Here is a 16,887-nt window from a genome sequence, read left to right on the forward strand (position 1 = left end):
CTCATGCTTTCTCAAGTCGTTGGGCCGGTGGATTTCAACTCCGCCGCCGTGCTTTGCGTTGCCTTCATCTGCCTTTCAGTCGTTGCGTCGCTCGTGGTCACCCGGCGCAACCGGCTGGCCCTCGATCAGGAATTCGAGCTCGCGAAGATCCGGCTCCAGAACGAGGACGAAGCCAGCAAGCGGCAGACCGACGCCAAGCGGGACTACGAGCTGGCCAGAATGGCGAGCGAGCGCGAAATCGAGTTCAAGCGCATCGATACCAATCTGATTACTTCGCACGCGCGGGTTGCGCGTGAATAGAACGACCGCCGCGCGACGGTCTCGCAATCCTCAAAACATCACTGGAGACAACACATGACATCGGATTCGGTGTGGCAGATCGTGCGCTACCTGCTGATCGCGGCGGGAAGCTTCGCTACCGGCAAGGGATGGGTCACCGCTGACCAGGTGACCGGCATCATCGGCGCGATCGGTACGCTCTTTACGGTGGCATGGGGCTTTACGTCAAGGCCGACACCAGGACGGTCCGCTCGGCCACCGCTGCGCGTCCCGACGTGCCGACCGTCAGCAGCGCGACCGGCGCGGTCAAGTGATCCAGACAACAGGAGCTTTCATGCGAAAACTTGTCGCCACGATAGCGGTCGTTTCCGGTCTGGCGCTGGCAGGTTGCCAGACCGTCGCGCTGCCGTCGCTGAATCTGAACACCGCCGTTTCGCTCAATACGGTGTACGGCATCGAGAACGCCTTTGGCGTCGCGGTGAATGCCGCCAATGCCTATAAGGCACTGCCGCTTTGCCGGACGGGAACCGAGCCGGGGGTTGCCAACATCTGTGCCAAACGTTCGGTGATCGAAAGGTTGCAATCGGCGATGCGCAAGGCGCGCCTCGCCGTGAACAATCTGGTCGCGTTGCAGAAGGCCTATCCGTCCGTCGACATCACCAACGCACTCGCGGCGGCGCGGTCGGCGCTGATCGTCGTCCAGCAAATCCTCTTATCAGGAGCATAGCGCATGGTCACCGCAGCAGAAGTGACAGCCGGCCTTGCGGCCGCTGAAGCCATCGTCAGCGCCATCGTCAAGGTCGCCCCCGCGATCGAGCAAGGCGTGGTCTCCTCTATCCCCTACGTTCAGGCCATCGCCGGCCTGATACGCGGCAGCAATGCAACCGCCGAAGAGATCGATGCGGTGCTGGCCCGGATTAACGCCGAGGCCGACGTGTTCCTGAGTCCGCTGCCGCCTGATGATGGCTCGACCACGACGTGACCTGGTAGGTTGGCTCGGCGGCCAGCGCAGGCGTGCCTGCCCGGGCGGAAATAAGGCGTAAGCGGGTTCTCGCTGTTCATTTGCCATTCACGCGGTGACGGTTCATCTTGACGGGAGGAATCAGGAGTCCGCTTTGCGCCTTCTCGTCGTCGAAGACGATCCCGACCTCAATCGCCAGCTTACGACCGCGCTGACCGACGCCGGCTACGTGGTCGATCGCGCGTTTGACGGCGAGGAGGGACATTTCCTTGGCGACAGCGAGCCTTATGACGCGGTGGTGCTGGACATCGGCTTGCCGAAGATGGACGGCATTTCCGTGCTGGAGGCTTGGCGACGCGGGGGGCGGACCATGCCCGTCCTGATTCTCACCGCGCGAGACCGCTGGAGCGACAAGGTTCAGGGATTCGACGCCGGCGCCGACGATTATGTCGCGAAACCGTTCCATCTGGAGGAAATCCTGGCACGGATGCGCGCGCTGCTGCGACGGAGCGCAGGACACGCCCAGTCCGAACTGACCTGCGGGCCGGTGACGTTGGATACCCGCACGGGCCGCGTCAGCGTCGGCGGCAATCCGGTCAAGATGACGTCGCATGAATATCGGCTGTTGGCCTATCTCATGCACCACACCGGTCGGGTGGTGTCGCGCACCGAGCTGGTCGAACATCTTTACGATCAGGATTTCGATCGCGACTCCAACACCATCGAAGTTTTTGTCGGCCGCATCCGCAAAAAGCTGGACGTCGATATCATCCAGACGGTGCGCGGACTCGGCTATCTGCTCACGCCGCCGGCAAATGCGCGCTAGGCAGTTTCCGGGCGTCCGTTCCAATTCGCTGGCTACGCGGCTGTTTCTCTCCGCGACCGCGTGGGTTGTGGTCGTTCTGCTCATCACCGGCGTGGTGCTGTCGTCGGTCTATCGCTCAGCGTCCGAGCGTGCCTTCGACCGTCGCCTCAACCTCTATCTTCGCACCCTGATTGCCGAAGTGACGGCGCCTGACGAGCCTGCCGATCATCAGTTCCAGTCGCTCGGCGAGCCGCTGTTCGATCTGCCGTTATCCGGCTGGTATTGGGAAATTGACCGCAGCGATCCGGACAAAAAGGAAGCCCGCGCGTCACGCTCGCTATGGGACAATAAGCTGCCGAAGCTGGAGGATCAGGGGATTGAGCTTTCCTTATCCGGAGTCCGCGTCGGATATGTCGACGGGCCAGAAGGGCAGGCCCTGCGCATGGTGGAGCGGCCGGTCGATCTTGGCGCCGACGGCAAGTTCCGTGTCGCTGTGGCCGGAGACGCCAGCGAAATTTTCGATGAATCGCGGACTTTCGACTATTATCTCGGCGGCACATTTGCCGCGCTCACGATCGGACTGCTTTTCACCACGATCTTTCAGGTGCGGTTTGGTCTTGCGCCGCTGAAACGCATCTCAGACGCGATCGCGGATATCCGGTCCGGCCGTGCCGAACGACTGGAGGGTGAATTCCCCGTCGAAATCGCGCCGCTCGCCCGCGAGACCAATGCGCTGATCGATGCCAATCGAGATATCGTCGAGCGTGCCCGCACCCACGTCGGTAACCTCGCGCACGCGGTCAAGACGCCGCTTTCGGTTATCATCAATGAGGCCAGCGCGCATGAGCGCGATCCCTTCGCCGCGAAAATGCTCGAACAGGCCGAGATGATGCGCAATCAGGTCGCTCATCATCTGGAACGAGCCCGTATGGCTGCGCGGCTCACCGTCGTTGGAACGGTGACCGATGTCGCGCCCGTCGTCGAGGCGCTGCGCCGGACCATGGAGAAGATTCACCGCGACCGCGATGTCGCCATCGATGTCGGCGTCAGTCCGGCGGCGAAGTTTTGCGGGGAGCGCCAGGATCTCGAGGAGATGGTTGGCAATCTCGTGGACAATGCCTGCAAGTGGGCGCATTCGCGGGCGTTCATCAACGTCTCGGTCCGTCCGCCTTCCGGAGCGGAACCCGCGATGTTGCGGATTATTGTCGACGATAACGGTCAGGGACTGTCGGATGCCGAGCGGCTGCAGGCTTCGCAGCGCGGGCGCCGCCTTGACGAGACCAAGCCAGGTTCCGGACTGGGTTTATCGATCGTCACCGATCTAGCGGCTCTCTATGGCGGTCGCCTGACGCTCGATACGGCGCCGATCGGCGGATTGCGCGCCGAACTGTTGTTGCCTGCGGTTTGAGTTCCCTTTTTCGCAGGCCCCATGCCGACTCCATATTGCGCAAAACTGCTTGCCGGAATGCCGACGGGGGATTGTGATTTGATTGAGGTATTTTCTTCACGCGAACCGGTATCCCGTTGTCTCGAAAGTCCTCTGGCCTTCTGCAACGCATCCTTAAGACCGTCTCTGATATGACACGCTACGGGCTTTCCGGTGCCCGTGCGATCGTTCGCGCGAAGATGTGCGTGCATGGACCAGACCTCGATTGAACGGCTGAAAGACTATCTCGCGCAGCTTCCGCCGAAATCGCAGGCGTTGCTTATGCGAGAGTTCGAGCGTGCGGCGGAGCGCGGCGAAGACGCCGCGGTCGCCAACCTTGTACTCGATCAGCTGCGCCGGATCGTCCGCAGATCGGGTGACGGCGAGCAGCGGAGTGAAGACCCGGCTCAACATCTGTTCCGTCATCTGAATCCGTTTCTTGTGGAGGACGGCGTCGTGTTGCGCCCCGGGCAGATCCGGCGCACCTCGCTCATGCCGGTCTGGCAGTGGTTGTCGCGCGAGGGTGCACCGGATGCCGCGCGCGGGTTCGAGGCTGCGTTGGCGACTCAGATTGGATCGACATCCGATATCGAGGCAGCCGCGCGGACTTTTCAGCTGGCCGCGGCAGCCGCGATCCAGCGGACCCTCACGGATCGTTCCGATATGGATCGCCAGCGCGCACTTGGTCGCATCGGAGCCCCCAGCGTCGTTGAAGATCTGGCCGCAATCGGAGCGGTTCTGAACGCGCGCGATGCTCTCGATACCCTGAATAGCCGGCTGCCGAGTTTTCTGCACATCTTCGGCGAGTCGCAGATCGCCTCCGTGATGGCGGCGCTTAATGTTCCTTCCCTGCAAACGCCGCTGGCCTTGCCGTTTGCATTGTCGCTGGTGATGCAGCGGTTGTCCGCATCGTGGCAGATCATCCGCCTGGCGGTCCGGGTAGCGGGTTCGGACGACGAGATACGAGTGGCGGCGACGCCTTATGGCGTGGCGGTCAAGATGGCGCTCGACGATCTGTCGCAGACGTCCGCAGGCTTACGGACCGATATCCGGCGCGGCCGGTTCGAGAATGTCTCCCAACACTTGAAGACCTTGCACGATGGCGTTCGCGGGCTGCGGACCGAACTCGATATCCGCGCCGATTCAAACTGGGGCCGTCAGCTCGCGGCGATCAGGGTCAATATTTCCGAGGTTCTGCAATCGGAAATCGAGGGCGTCTCCGGCCGCGTGCGGCGTCTGCTGCGTCAGCGGCCCGACAAGGACATTCCATCCGGTGCGCAGCTCGACCCGATCGAGGTCGAGGAAACCGCCGCGTTGATCGATTTCGTCGCGGTGTGCCGGAACTACGCCAGCGAGCTGGCTATCAACGAAGTCACCATGCGGACCTATTCGGATTTGCAGCATTACGTCGAGCGGACCGCCGAAACCCTGGTCGAATCGCTTCGCAACGGTGATGAGCGTGTCCGCGCGTTCCGCCAGCAACAGGTCAGGGCGGTGATCTGCTTCTGCGAGGTTCTGTTTGGTCAAGACTATTCGTCGCTGATGAGCCGGGCGGCAGAACAAGCGCTCACGGTCGAGCGCAAATCATCGCGGGCGGGGTGAGCAGGCAGGGGCGTTTCTGAATAAACTCCATCAAATCATGCTGTTGTGGATGTTTGCCGCCGATTGTGCCGCAATTGTCAATTGCGTCCTTTTCCCAGTCGTGATGTAACCCGGCCATCGGATCGGCCGTTTCCGTCGCCGGTCCACCGGAACCCTGATGAGATGACGTTGTGGTTTGTGTTCGCGCTGATGACCGCCGGAGCGGCGTTTGCGGTGCTGTGGCCCCTCGGCCGGTCGAGCAAGCGGCGAACCTCGGGTGGCAGCGAGACCACAGTTTACCGCGACCAGTTGGCAGAGGTCGGACGTGATGCCGCCGCGGGCCTGATCGGCGAGCCAGAGGCGGCTGCGGCGCGAGTCGAGATCGGACGGCGGCTCCTGGAGGCGGCTGATGCGGAAAGCCATCAGCCCCAAGAGTCGAAACTCTGGCTGCGTCGTGGGGTGGCGGTCGTAGCGCTGGCCGGGATACCGTTGCTGGCGTTCGTGATCTACCTTCCCCTGGGATCGCCCCAACTGCCCGATTTCCCCCTTGCGGCGCGCCTTCAAACGGCCGATTCATCGCAATCCCTCGACAACCTCGTGGCGCAGGTCGAATCGCACCTGGAAAAGAATCCCGCTGACGGCCGGGGCTGGACCGTTTTGGCGCCGGTGCTCGCAAAACTCGGTCGCTTCGATGAGGCCGCGCGCGCCTATCGCAACGTGATCACGTATGAGGGCGAAACCGCGCAACGCCGCGCCGAACTCGGCGCAGCGATGACCGGGGCCGCCAATGGCATCGTCACCGCCGACGCGAAAAACGAGTTCGAGCGGGCGGTCGCGCTCGATCCCCAGGAGGTGAAGGCGCGCTTTTTCCTCGGAATGGCAGCGGAGCAGGACGGCCGCACGACCGACGCAGTTAAGATATGGAAGGCACTGTTGGCCGATGCGCCTGGGGATGCGCAGTGGCGTGCGACCGTACAGGAGGCGCTGGCGCAGGTCGGGGACGGCGCGCCTCGTCCGACGGACGAAGCGGTGGCCGCGGCGAAAGACATGAATGAAGCGGATCGCACCGCAATGATTCACAGGATGGTCGACCGGCTTGCTACGCGCCTGAAGCAGGACAGCAACGATGTTGAAGGATGGTTGCGGCTGGCTCGCGCCTATATGGTGCTCAATGAGCCGGAGAAGTCGCGCGCCGTGCGCGATGACGCGCGCCGCGCGCTCGGGCAGAATGAAGCAGGTTTGCGCCAGCTCAACGAAGGGTTCAAGGCGCTCGGGATAGATGGATGATCGGGGTATTTGCTTTGCGCGCAGGTGAAACATGACTCGCAAGCAGCGGCGCTTGACGATGATCGGCGGATCGCTCGTGGTGCTCGGTATCGCAGCCGCGCTGGTGCTGAATGCACTGCGCGACTCCATTGTGTTTTTTTCGACGCCGATGATGGTGTCGGAGAAACACATTCAGCCGGGGCAACGCTTCCGGCTGGGCGGACTGGTGCAGACTGGCTCGTTGGTCCGCGGTGACAATCTCGCAGTGACATTCCAGGTGTCTGACGGAAGCGCGACTCTCCCGGTGACCTACAAGGGCATTCTACCCGATCTGTTCCGCGAAGGGCAGGGTGTGGTCGCCGAGGGGGCGCTCGATAGGTCGGGTGTGTTCCAGGCCGACACCGTGCTGGCTAAGCACGACGAGACCTACATGCCGAAGGAGGTCGCCGATGCCTTGAAGAAGCAGGGGCATTGGAAGGACGATTATGGCGCACAGGCCGGAGCTGTTGAGGCCTCGGGCAAGCCGGAGGTGTCGCAATGATCGCCGAGGTCGGACATTACGCGCTGGTGCTGGCGCTCGGGCTCGCCTTGATCCAATCCGTGGTTCCGATTATCGGTGCGAGACTGCACGACGGCGCGTTGATGAACGTGGCGCGCTCGACCGCGCTTGCGCAATTGCTGTTTGTCGCTGGTTCGTTTTTTGCGCTGGCGACACTGTACGTCGTTTCCGATTTCTCGGTCGTCAATGTCTTCCAGAATTCCCATTCGCTGAAGCCTTTGATCTACAAGATCACCGGCGTCTGGGGCAATCACGAAGGCTCCATGCTTTTGTGGGTGACGATCCTCGCGCTGTTCGGCGGACTGGTCGCCGCATTCGGCAATAATCTCCCGCTGACGCTGCGCGCCCATGTGCTGGCGGTGCAGGGCTGGATTGCGACCGCGTTCTACCTGTTCATCCTCTTGACATCGAACCCATTCATGCGGATTGCCAACCCGCCGATGGAAGGCCGCGATCTCAATCCGGTGTTGCAGGATATCGGGCTCGCGGTGCATCCGCCGATGCTGTATCTCGGCTATGTCGGATTCTCCATCGCGTTTTCCTTCGCCGTCGCCGCCCTGATCGAAGGCCGCATCGATGCCGCCTGGGCGCGCTGGGTGCGGCCATGGACGCTGGTGGCGTGGATTTTCCTCACCCTCGGGATCGCGATGGGTTCGTACTGGGCCTACTACGAACTTGGCTGGGGCGGCTGGTGGTTCTGGGATCCGGTCGAGAACGCTTCGCTCATGCCGTGGCTGGCGGGAACGGCGCTGCTGCATTCTTCGGTGGTGATGGAAAAGCGCAACGCGCTCCGGGTATGGACCATCCTGCTCGCGATCCTGACCTTCTCGCTATCGCTGCTCGGCACCTTCCTGGTGCGCTCGGGCGTGCTGACGTCGGTCCACGCCTTCGCTACCGACCCGACGCGCGGCGTCTTCATCTTGCTGATCCTCTGCACTTTCATCGGCGGCAGCCTGACCCTGTACGTCTGGCGTGCCTCCGCGTTGAAGCAGGGCGGACTGTTCGCGCCGATCTCGCGCGAGGGTGCGCTCGTGCTCAACAATCTGTTCCTGACCACCGCCTGCGCCACGGTTTTCATCGGCACGCTGTATCCGCTTGCGCTCGAGGTCATCACCGGCAACAGGATTTCGGTCGGCGCGCCGTTCTTCAACCTGACGTTCGCACCCTTGTTCGTTCCGCTCCTGATCGCGGTGCCGTTCGGGCCGCTGCTGGCGTGGAAGCGGGGTGATCTGCTCGGCGCTTCGCAACGGTTGGTCGCCGCCGGTGTTGGCAGCGTGATCGCAGTGGCCGTGCTGTTGGCGTGGACACGGGGCGGCAGTACATTTGCGCCGCTGGCGATCGGGTTGGCGGTGTTCGTGATTCTCGGGGCCCTTTGCGATCTCGCCGAGCGCACCAACCTGTTCCGTGCGTCGCTGGCGGTGTCCTTGCGCCGGGCGAAGGGGCTGCCGCGCTCGGCCTGGGGTACGGTCTTCGCCCACGCCGGCCTCGGAGTGGCCTTGATCGGCATCGTTTGCGAAACCACCTGGAACACTGAATACATCGCCTCGATGAAGACGAACGATGTGGCGCAGGTCGGTGGCTACAGTCTGACGTTCGAGGGTACGACGCAGCAGCAGCGATCCAACTATCTTGAACAGATCGCGCGCTTCACCGTCAGTCGAGACGGCCAGCCGATCGCGGTGATGACGCCGTCGAAGCGTAACTTCACGACGCGCCCGGCTTCGACTACCGAAGCGTCGCTGCTGACGCGTGGCGTGAGCCAGCTCTACATCTCGCTCGGTGATGCCTCCGCCGATGGATTGATCGCGGTGCGCATCTACCACAAACCAATGGTGCTGTTGATCTGGTTTGGGCCGGTTTTGATGGCTTTTGGCGGCGTGCTATCGCTGTCAGACCGCCGTTTACGGGTCGGGGCGCCGAAACCGGCGAAGTCTGGCCACGCCCTCCAGCCGGCGGAGTAAGGCCGCCATGCATGAACTCGTGCAAGCATTATCGTTGCTACGCAGACGGTTCATTGCACCGAGCAGGTTCCTGCCTGTTTTCGGCGCCGCCTTTTGTTTTATGCTCCTGGTGGTGTCTTCCGCTCATGCGGTGCAGCCTGACGAGATCATGTCCGACCCCGCACAGGAATCGCGCGCGCGCGACCTGTCGCGCGGGTTGCGCTGCATGGTGTGCCAGAATCAGTCGATCGACGATTCTTCGGCGCCGCTGGCCCGAGATCTCCGTCTGCTGGTGCGCGAGCGCATCGCCGCTGGCGACAGCGATCAGCAGGTGCTGGGTTTTCTGGTGGACCGTTATGGCGACTTCGTCCTGTTGAAGCCGCCTTTCGAGACGAGCACGCTGCCGCTTTGGCTTTTGACGCCCATACTTCTGGTCGGCGGCGGACTGGCGCTTTGGGGATACAGCCGGCGGCGGTCGAAAGCGATAAAGGCGGCCCAGGATACGCCGCCGCGATTGAGCGAGGAAGAAGAGGTCCGGCTCGCGAAGCTAATGGCGACGGAACGCCCCGCAGGTGAGAAGTCCAAGACTTGAGTCGACTTCAACCCCATCTGCGTTGACATGATCGCACCCTAAACCGACTTACGATTTTTCGGATCGTGCTCCAGCGAGCGGTTTTTAGCTTTGTGCCCCGGACCGCAACGGTTAACGACCCAGTCAGCTCACAGTGGCTCCGCGCAAAGTGTCAAAGGGTTCGCGAGAAAAAGCGGAGAACTCACTTCAATTCCAACAGAAGCGGAAACTCCTTGATGTGCGCCAAACCGCCGCATGAGGGCGCTTGCTGTTGTTACGAAACATTAATTTCACGGCCAGCGTGCCGTAAGGTGCAAATACCCATCTTCAGGGACATGAAGTGCTGGTTTTCAGCACCTATATCAAATCTGTCTCTGGAGATTTTCGCATGATCGACTTGCCGACCTCTCAGTTAAACCCCGCTCGTTCTGGAGTCACCGCGCGCAAGTTCGCGTTGATGGCGTCGGTCGTCGCGGGCGTCGGCGTAGCCGTATACGGGTTTAACCCTTCCGCAGACAAAGCCGAGTTCTTCACCAGTCCCGCCCATGCGCAGGTGAACACCGACGTTAGCAAGGTCGCGCAGCCTATCGGCTTTGCCGACATCGTCGAGCGCGTGAAACCATCGGTGATTTCGGTCAAGATCCGTATGAAGGAGAAGACGGAAGCCGGCAGCGAGGAATGGTCGTTCCAGCCGGGTTCGCCGATGGAACGTTTTTTTCGCCGCTTTGGCGGACCGGATGGTCTGCCTCCAGGAGTGCGTGGCCGACGTGGCCATGGCCTCGTAACAGGGCAGGGCTCCGGCTTCTTCATTTCGGCTGACGGGTATGCGGTAACCAACAACCATGTGGTCGACGGCGCCGACAAGGTCGAAGTCACGACAGACGAAGGCAAGACCTTCACCGCCAAGGTGATAGGGACCGATCCGCGCACAGACATTGCGCTAATCAAAATCGAGGGCGGCTCTAATTTCCCGTTTGCAAAACTGTCGGACGACAAGGTGCGGATTGGCGATTGGGTTCTCGCGGTCGGTAACCCGTTCGGTCTTGGTGGCTCGGTGACCGCCGGCATCGTATCCGCCAGCGGCCGTGACATCGGCACTGGCCCGTATGACGACTTCATCCAGATCGACGCCCCGGTCAACAAGGGCAACTCCGGCGGCCCGGCTTTCAACATGAAGGGCGATGTCATCGGCGTGAATACCGCGATCTATTCGCCGTCCGGCGGCAGCATCGGCATTGCGTTTTCGATTCCCGCAAACACGGTGAAGAGCGTCGTCGCTCAGCTTAAGGACAAGGGCTCGGTGAGCCGCGGATGGATCGGCGTCCAGATCCAGCCGGTGACGTCCGACATCGCCGATAGCCTCGGTCTCAAGAAAGCGGAAGGCGCGCTGGTGGCGGAGCCGCAGCCCAACGGCCCGGCGGCCAAGGCGGGTATCCAATCCGGCGACGTGATTACAGCCGTCAACGGTGACCATGTCAGGGATGCGCGCGAACTGGCACGAACCATCGGCAGCTTCGCACCGGGAACGTCCATCAAGCTGAATATCCTGCACAAGGGCACGGACAAAGTCGTCAATCTGACGCTCGGCACTCTGCCTAACACTGTGGAAGCCCGGGCTGATGTCTATGGTGATCGTGACTCATCGCACGACAGCGACGTTCCGAGACTTGGCTTGAGCGTTGCGCCGGCGGCGTCAGTGGCGGGTGCTGGAACGGAGGGTGTTGTTGTCGTCGACGTGGATCCAAAAGGCGCTGCGGCCGATCGCGGGTTCAAGGAAGGCGACGTGATTTTGGAAGTTGCAGGAAAGAGTGTGTCCAACTCGGCCGACGTACGCGAGGCAATCAAAGCGGCACGCGCGGACGAAAAGAACAGCGTTCTGATGCGGGTTCGCACTGGCAGCACGGCGCGATTCATCGCGATACCGATCGCGAAGGGTTAAGCCGGATGCCGAAAAGTGAATCTGGTTTTTGAATAGGATTATGCCCGATCGATAAGGCTCAGTCTGGTTCAGCGCAGTTCAATCAGACTTGAGGTACGAGCCTTGCAGGAGATGGGAAGCGTCGTCGGCATCAGTCGCCCCCCCGCCGACGGCACTTTCCGGGGGACGGGTCAAAAGCCCGTTCCCTTGAGTTACCTTCCGATGGGAAAAGCCCCCCTCCGTCGGAAGGACTAGGGCGGTGAAGCTGCCCCAAGCTTCACCGCCCGTTTTTTGCGTGGTGGGGGCTGGGTCTTGCGGTCTTGCGCACGGGGCATGAGCACGCCATGGTGATGGAAAGACAATACCTCTTGGACAATTCCAGTAGCCAGATGCGCCTGCTGATCATCGAGGACGATCGCGAGTCCGCAGACTACCTCGTGAAGGCGTTTCGCGAGGTCGGACATGTCGCGGATCTCGCCAGCGATGGTGAGGAGGGGCTCTCCCTTGCCGATGGTGGGGATTACGACGTGCTGGTGATCGACCGGATGCTGCCCAAGCGCGACGGGCTTTCCGTGATCGGTTGCCTGCGCGACAAGGGTATCCGGACTCCGGTGCTCATCCTCTCTGCGCTTGGCCAGGTTGACGATCGTATCAAGGGCTTGCGCGCTGGTGGCGACGACTATTTGCCGAAACCCTATTCCTTTGCCGAGTTGCTGGCGCGGGTGGAGGTTCTGTCGCGCCGTCATGGCGGCCGGGCTGAGGAGACCGTCTATCGCGTCGGCGATCTCGAACTCGACCGGCTGTCGCACCGCGTCGCGCGGGGTGGGGAGGAACTGACGCTGCAGCCGCGTGAATTTCGTCTCCTGGAGTATCTTATGAAACATGCGGGTCAGGTCGTGACCAGAACCATGTTGCTCGAGAACGTCTGGGATTATCATTTCGATCCGCAGACCAACGTTATCGACGTGCATGTTTCGCGGCTGCGCTCCAAGATCGACAAAGGCTTCGCGCAGCCTCTGCTGCACACGATCCGAGGCGCTGGATACATGATACGCGATGGTGTTCACTCATCCCGAGCTTGAAATCATCGACATCCGTAACAGCGTTTCGATCAATGGACGGCAGTAACCCTATGGTCCAAGAGTGACGATCCGTGACGGCGTTCGGTAAGCTGTTCCGTACCACGGCGTTCCGGCTGACGTTGGTCTATCTGCTGTTGTTCGCGCTGTTTGCTGCCTCTCTTCTCGGGTACTTCGCCTGGAATACCCGACGCCTGATCACCGATCAAATCGCCGCGACAGTTGGCGAGGAAATCGACTTGCTCACGGGCGTGTTCAACCGCCGCGGCTTGCGCGGATTGATCGGCGCTATCGAAAATCGGGCGCTGCGGCCGGGCTCCAATCTTTACTTGGTGACGACGCCGGCAGGACTGGCGGTCGCGGGCAATGTCGGGTCGCTTCAGCCTGGCGTGATGGAGACCATTGGCTGGGCCGAAACCGCCTATCGCCGGTTGGACGAGCAGGACCAGGCCCATCATCACGCGCTGGTGCGCGTGAGCGAACTGTCGAACCGTTTCCGGCTGCTGATCGGCCGCGATCTCGAGGAGCGTCATCGCATTTTCGGCGTGGTTGCCTCCGCCGCGCAATGGTCGTTGCTGATCGTCGTGGTTCTCGGCCTTTGCGGCGGCATCTTCGTGGCGAGGCGGGTGCTGCACCGGATCGACGCTATGACCGGGACCACGAAGCGCATTATGGCCGGCGACTTGAGCGGCCGGCTTCCGGTCGGTCGTAGCGGCGACGAACTGGACCGGCTGGCGGAAAACCTCAATGCGATGCTCGAACGCATCGAAGCGCTGATGAATGGATTGAGGGAGGTGTCCGACAATATCGCCCACGATCTCAAGACGCCGCTCACGCGGCTACGTAATCGCGCCGAGGAAGCGCTCGCTAAGTCCGGCAATGAAGGCGATTATCGCGCGGCACTGGAACAGACTATCGAGGAATCCGATGGCTTGATCCGCACTTTCAATGCGCTCTTGATGATCGCCCGGGCGGAATCCGGACATGCGCGCGACAACATGGCCGATTTCGATGCGGCAGTGGTCACGCAGGGAATTCACGAACTCTACGAGCCGCTAGCCGAAGACAACGGGCTGAAACTCCGCGTTCAGACCGAGTTTGCGCCGCTGCATGGCAATCGCGAACTGATAAGTCAGGCGCTTGCAAACCTCGTCGAAAATGCGATCAAGTACGGGCAGCCGGCCCAGGCTGCGCAGCCGCCCGGGGCGGATGAGGCCGCAGCCGACGATACGATACTGATCGAAGCTCGCCATGACGGCGATCGGATTATTCTCGCCGTAACCGACCATGGCTGCGGAATTCCCGAAGCTGACCGCAAGCACGCGGTCGAACGGTTTGTGCGGCTCGAGACCAGCCGGACCCTGGCGGGATCCGGGCTCGGTCTGAGCCTGGCGTCAGCGGTAGCCAAGCTGCACGGCGGCGATCTCACCCTTGAGGATGCGTGTCCCGGTCTGCGCGCCGCGCTGTTGCTCCCCGCGCGAAGCGCCTCAGGGCTTGCAGCGTCGACGGTGGACGTGCAACAGATTGATGCATGATTTCATCCGTTAAGGGCGACGCGGACGCGGCCTGTCTGGCGGCGCGTCTTGCGGACGGACCAAAGCTGTTCGCGCGTATCGAGACCGAACGCCGGCTGGAAGATTGGCTGTCCGATCTGACACCGCAGCAATCGGGCGATATCAGGACGCTGGCCGGTACATTTCCGCAGGTCAAAGCCATCCTGCTCGGCATCGCGGAGTCCTCGCCCTATCTTTTTGATCTGGTGTGCTCCGATCCCGACCGGATGTTTCGCCTGTTACAAGGCGATCCCGAAGACCGTCTCGGGCGGCTGATCGCCAAGATCTGGGAAGCAGCGGAGGCCGCCGATGAATCCGAAGCCATGCGGCGGCTTCGGGCGGTCAAGGCGGAGGCCGCGCTGTTGATTGCGTTGTGCGACATCGGCGGGGTCTGGCCGGTGATGCAGATCACGGCGGCATTGACCGACATTGCCGTCGCCGCGGTTCAGAGCGCGTTGCGATTCCTGTTGCGGCAGGAGAGGGGGCGTGGCCGCTTGAACCCTCCTGATATCGACCATCCAGAAGGCGGTAGCGGCCTGGTGGTGCTCGCAATGGGCAAGATGGGCGCCGGCGAACTTAACTATTCCAGCGACATCGATCTGATCGTGTTTTTCGATCTTGCGGCTCCGACGCTCGCGAGCGGGATCGAGCCGCAGCCCTTCTTCGTGCGTCTGACGCAGGGACTTGCGCGCCTGCTGCAGCAAAGGACCGGTGACGGTTATGTTTTCCGGGTCGATCTGCGCCTGCGGCCGGATCCCGCGTCAACGCAGGTCGCCGTTTCGACCGCGGCCGCGCTCGACTACTACGAGCGGGAAGGGCGGACCTGGGAGCGTGCCGCCATGATCAAGGCACGGCCGTGCGCCGGCGACCAGAAGGCTGGCGAGGTCTTGATCGCGGAGATATCGCCCTTTGTCTGGCGCAAGCATCTCGATTTCGCGGCTCTTGCTGAAGTTCACGACATGAAACGGCAGATGCAGACCTTCCGAGGGCAAAGCGAGATCGCGGTCGAAGGCCATAACGTCAAGATCGGACGCGGCGGTATCCGCGAGATCGAGTTCTTCGCGCAGACGCAGCAGTTGGTGGCTGGTGGGCGGCATCCCGAATTGCGGGTGCGTCCCACGCTCGATGCGCTGAATATTCTCGCCTCAAGTGACTGGATCACCCATCAGGCTCGCGATGAACTGACCGCCGCATATCTGTTTCTGCGAAGGGTCGAGCACCGCATCCAGATGGTCGCCGACGAGCAGACCCACGCTCTGCCCGCGGACGCCGACGCGATGGAGCGGTTCGCTCGCTTTCTGGGGTTTGAGGATCGGGCGAGTTTTGCTGCAGAACTGCTGGCGCACCTGGATTGTGTGCAAGGGCACTACAGCCGGTTGTTCGAGGGCGACTCCGCGAGTGCGGCAAAGCTCCAGGTCGCGGATTACAGGTCCGGACCCGACGACCCGCGACTTCTCGATCATCTGACGAAGCTCGGTTTTAAGCAGCCGAGAATGGTTGCCGACACCATCCAGCAATGGATGGCAGGCGGATATCGAGTCCTCAAGGCCGAGACGACGCGTATCGCGTTTGAAGCATTCGTGCCGACGCTGATCGACGGTTTGGCCCGTGCCGAGGAGCCGGATAGCGCCGTGGTCACGTTTGATCGTTTCCTGCAAGCGCTGCAGCGCGGCGGTCGGCTGATATCGCTGCTGAGCCAGAACAGGGATCTCGTCGCGTTGGTTGCACTTGTACTCGGTGCGGCGCCACGTCTCGCTGACATGCTGGCTCGACGGCCCCAGATCATGGACGGGCTGATTGATCCTCGTTTTTTCGGCGCCATGCCGGATCGGCTTGAGTTGTCCACGCGGCTCTCGGCCACGCTCCAGGACGCGGATTCCTACGAGGAATTTCTCGACCGGATACGGCTGTTCGGCCAGGAAAGCCTTTTTCTAATCGGCACTCGCATCCTGTCCGGCACCGTATCTGCGCGGCAGGCGGGACATGTGTTTGCCGATGTTGCCGAGGGTATCGTTGATACCGTGCATGGGCTAGTGAATCACCAGTTCGTAAATCAATACGGCCAGATCTCCAGGCAGGAGACTGCGATTGTTGCGATGGGCAAGCTTGGCGGTCGCGAAATGACTGCATCGTCCGATCTCGATCTCATCCTGCTGTATGATTTCGATTCCGATCATCCGGATTCCGACGGGACGCGGCCGCTGCAGGGCGCGCAATACTTCGCGCGCTTCACCCAGCGTCTTATCAGTGCATTCACCACAAGAACGAACTACGGCGTTCTCTACGAGGTAGATATGCGGCTGCGCCCGTCAGGGCGTTCCGGTCCCGTTGCCTCGCATATCGATTCATTTGCCGAATACCAGGAGCATGAAGCGTGGACCTGGGAACATATGGCGCTGACGCGGGCACGTGTGATTTCGTCGTCACCCGACTTTTGTGAGCGGATCGAGCGAGTCATTCGCGATATCCTGATGCGACCGCGCGACGCCCGTCTTATCGCCAGCGATGTCGCGGAGATGCGCCGCGCGATCGCGCTGGAAAAAGGCGAGGACGATATATGGGATCTGAAAAATGCCGCTGGAGGCATGGTCGATATTGATTTCATCGCGCAGTATCTTCAACTCGTCCACGCTGCGGACATGCCGGACATTCTCAACGTTGATACCCAGCAGGCCCTTGATAACGCGCAGCGGCTTGGCGTGCTGTCGTTGCCGGATGCGGAAATCCTGCGGCCAGCAGCGCGGCTCTATCACGACCTGACCCAAATCCTTCGGCTCTGTGTCAGCGACAAATTCAAGCCGGAAACGGCAGGCGATGATTTGTTGCCGGTGCTGGCACGAGCGGGGGACGCTCCCGATTTTTCGGCGCTCGAAGCGCGCGTTCGCGATACTCAGGCAGATGTGCGTGCCGTATTTCTCAGATTGTTAGAAGGCAAGACTTGAGCTGCGC

At 61.7% G+C, this 16,887-nt stretch carries 14 protein-coding genes and 1 pseudogene; all 15 read left to right on the forward strand.

All coding sequences use genetic code 11. The features are described 5' to 3' along the window. Positions 1 to 3: 3 nt before the first annotated feature. The 15 genes and pseudogenes from ACM561_RS06375 (at position 4) to ACM561_RS06445 (ending at position 16,880) form a co-directional block, all read left to right on the forward strand. The gene (locus ACM561_RS06375) at positions 4 to 300 is read left to right on the forward strand and encodes a hypothetical protein (RefSeq protein WP_425908871.1); all 297 of its coding nucleotides are present in this window, start codon (positions 4 to 6) and stop codon (positions 298 to 300) included. A 54-nt stretch (positions 301 to 354) separates the two neighbouring features. Then, a pseudogene (locus tag ACM561_RS06380) lies at positions 355 to 450 on the forward strand (hypothetical protein); the annotation flags it as partial. Between the two features lie 163 nt (positions 451 to 613). After that, complete coding sequence (locus ACM561_RS06385; RefSeq protein WP_079446235.1) at positions 614 to 1,006, forward strand: hypothetical protein; 393 nt, start codon at positions 614 to 616, stop codon at positions 1,004 to 1,006. Positions 1,007 to 1,009: 3 nt separating this feature from the next. After that, entirely contained in the window at positions 1,010 to 1,261 is a 252-nt protein-coding gene (locus ACM561_RS06390; RefSeq protein ID WP_079446236.1) for a hypothetical protein, read from the forward strand. A gap of 133 nt (positions 1,262 to 1,394) precedes the next feature. Further along, entirely contained in the window at positions 1,395 to 2,066 is a 672-nt protein-coding gene (locus ACM561_RS06395; protein WP_425908873.1) for a response regulator transcription factor, read from the forward strand. After that, positions 2,056 to 3,453, forward strand: coding sequence for an ATP-binding protein (locus ACM561_RS06400; protein WP_425908874.1), 1,398 nt, complete (start codon positions 2,056 to 2,058; stop codon positions 3,451 to 3,453). The genes ACM561_RS06395 and ACM561_RS06400 overlap by 11 nt, the downstream gene beginning before the upstream one ends. Before the next feature lie 228 nt (positions 3,454 to 3,681). Further along, positions 3,682 to 5,073 carry a hypothetical protein gene (locus tag ACM561_RS06405; protein ID WP_425908875.1) on the forward strand — a complete coding sequence of 464 codons (1,392 nt, stop codon included), beginning with the start codon at positions 3,682 to 3,684 and terminating at the stop codon, positions 5,071 to 5,073. A gap of 162 nt (positions 5,074 to 5,235) precedes the next feature. Continuing rightward, positions 5,236 to 6,339 (forward strand): c-type cytochrome biogenesis protein CcmI, encoded by a 1,104-nt coding sequence (gene ccmI / locus ACM561_RS06410; protein WP_425908877.1) that lies wholly within the window; start codon positions 5,236 to 5,238, stop codon positions 6,337 to 6,339. Positions 6,340 to 6,370: 31 nt separating this feature from the next. Further along, on the forward strand, positions 6,371 to 6,859 hold the full coding sequence (gene ccmE, locus ACM561_RS06415) for a cytochrome c maturation protein CcmE (RefSeq protein WP_079446240.1): 489 nt from the start codon (positions 6,371 to 6,373) through the stop codon (positions 6,857 to 6,859). Next, positions 6,856 to 8,838, forward strand: a complete 1,983-nt coding sequence (locus ACM561_RS06420) for a heme lyase CcmF/NrfE family subunit (protein ID WP_425908878.1) — start codon at positions 6,856 to 6,858, stop codon at positions 8,836 to 8,838. The genes ccmE and ACM561_RS06420 overlap by 4 nt, the downstream gene beginning before the upstream one ends. A 100-nt stretch (positions 8,839 to 8,938) precedes the next feature. Further along, complete coding sequence (locus tag ACM561_RS06425; RefSeq protein WP_425909662.1) at positions 8,939 to 9,409, forward strand: cytochrome c-type biogenesis protein; 471 nt, start codon at positions 8,939 to 8,941, stop codon at positions 9,407 to 9,409. 367 nt (positions 9,410 to 9,776) lie between these two features. Beyond that, the gene (locus ACM561_RS06430; protein ID WP_425908880.1) at positions 9,777 to 11,327 is read left to right on the forward strand and encodes a Do family serine endopeptidase; all 1,551 of its coding nucleotides are present in this window, start codon (positions 9,777 to 9,779) and stop codon (positions 11,325 to 11,327) included. Positions 11,328 to 11,695: 368 nt separating this feature from the next. After that, positions 11,696 to 12,388, forward strand: coding sequence for a winged helix-turn-helix domain-containing protein (locus tag ACM561_RS06435; RefSeq protein ID WP_425909664.1), 693 nt, complete (start codon positions 11,696 to 11,698; stop codon positions 12,386 to 12,388). Positions 12,389 to 12,459: 71 nt separating this feature from the next. Then, positions 12,460 to 13,920 (forward strand): ATP-binding protein, encoded by a 1,461-nt coding sequence (locus ACM561_RS06440; RefSeq protein ID WP_425908882.1) that lies wholly within the window; start codon positions 12,460 to 12,462, stop codon positions 13,918 to 13,920. Then, positions 13,917 to 16,880, forward strand: coding sequence for a bifunctional [glutamine synthetase] adenylyltransferase/[glutamine synthetase]-adenylyl-L-tyrosine phosphorylase (locus ACM561_RS06445; RefSeq protein WP_425908884.1), 2,964 nt, complete (start codon positions 13,917 to 13,919; stop codon positions 16,878 to 16,880). Before ACM561_RS06440 ends, ACM561_RS06445 begins: the two co-directional genes overlap by 4 nt. Positions 16,881 to 16,887: the final 7 nt, after the last annotated feature.

Origin of the sequence: Nitrobacter sp. TKz-YC02, assembly GCF_049852135.1 — a bacterium.
GTDB lineage: Bacteria > Pseudomonadota > Alphaproteobacteria > Rhizobiales > Xanthobacteraceae > Nitrobacter > Nitrobacter vulgaris.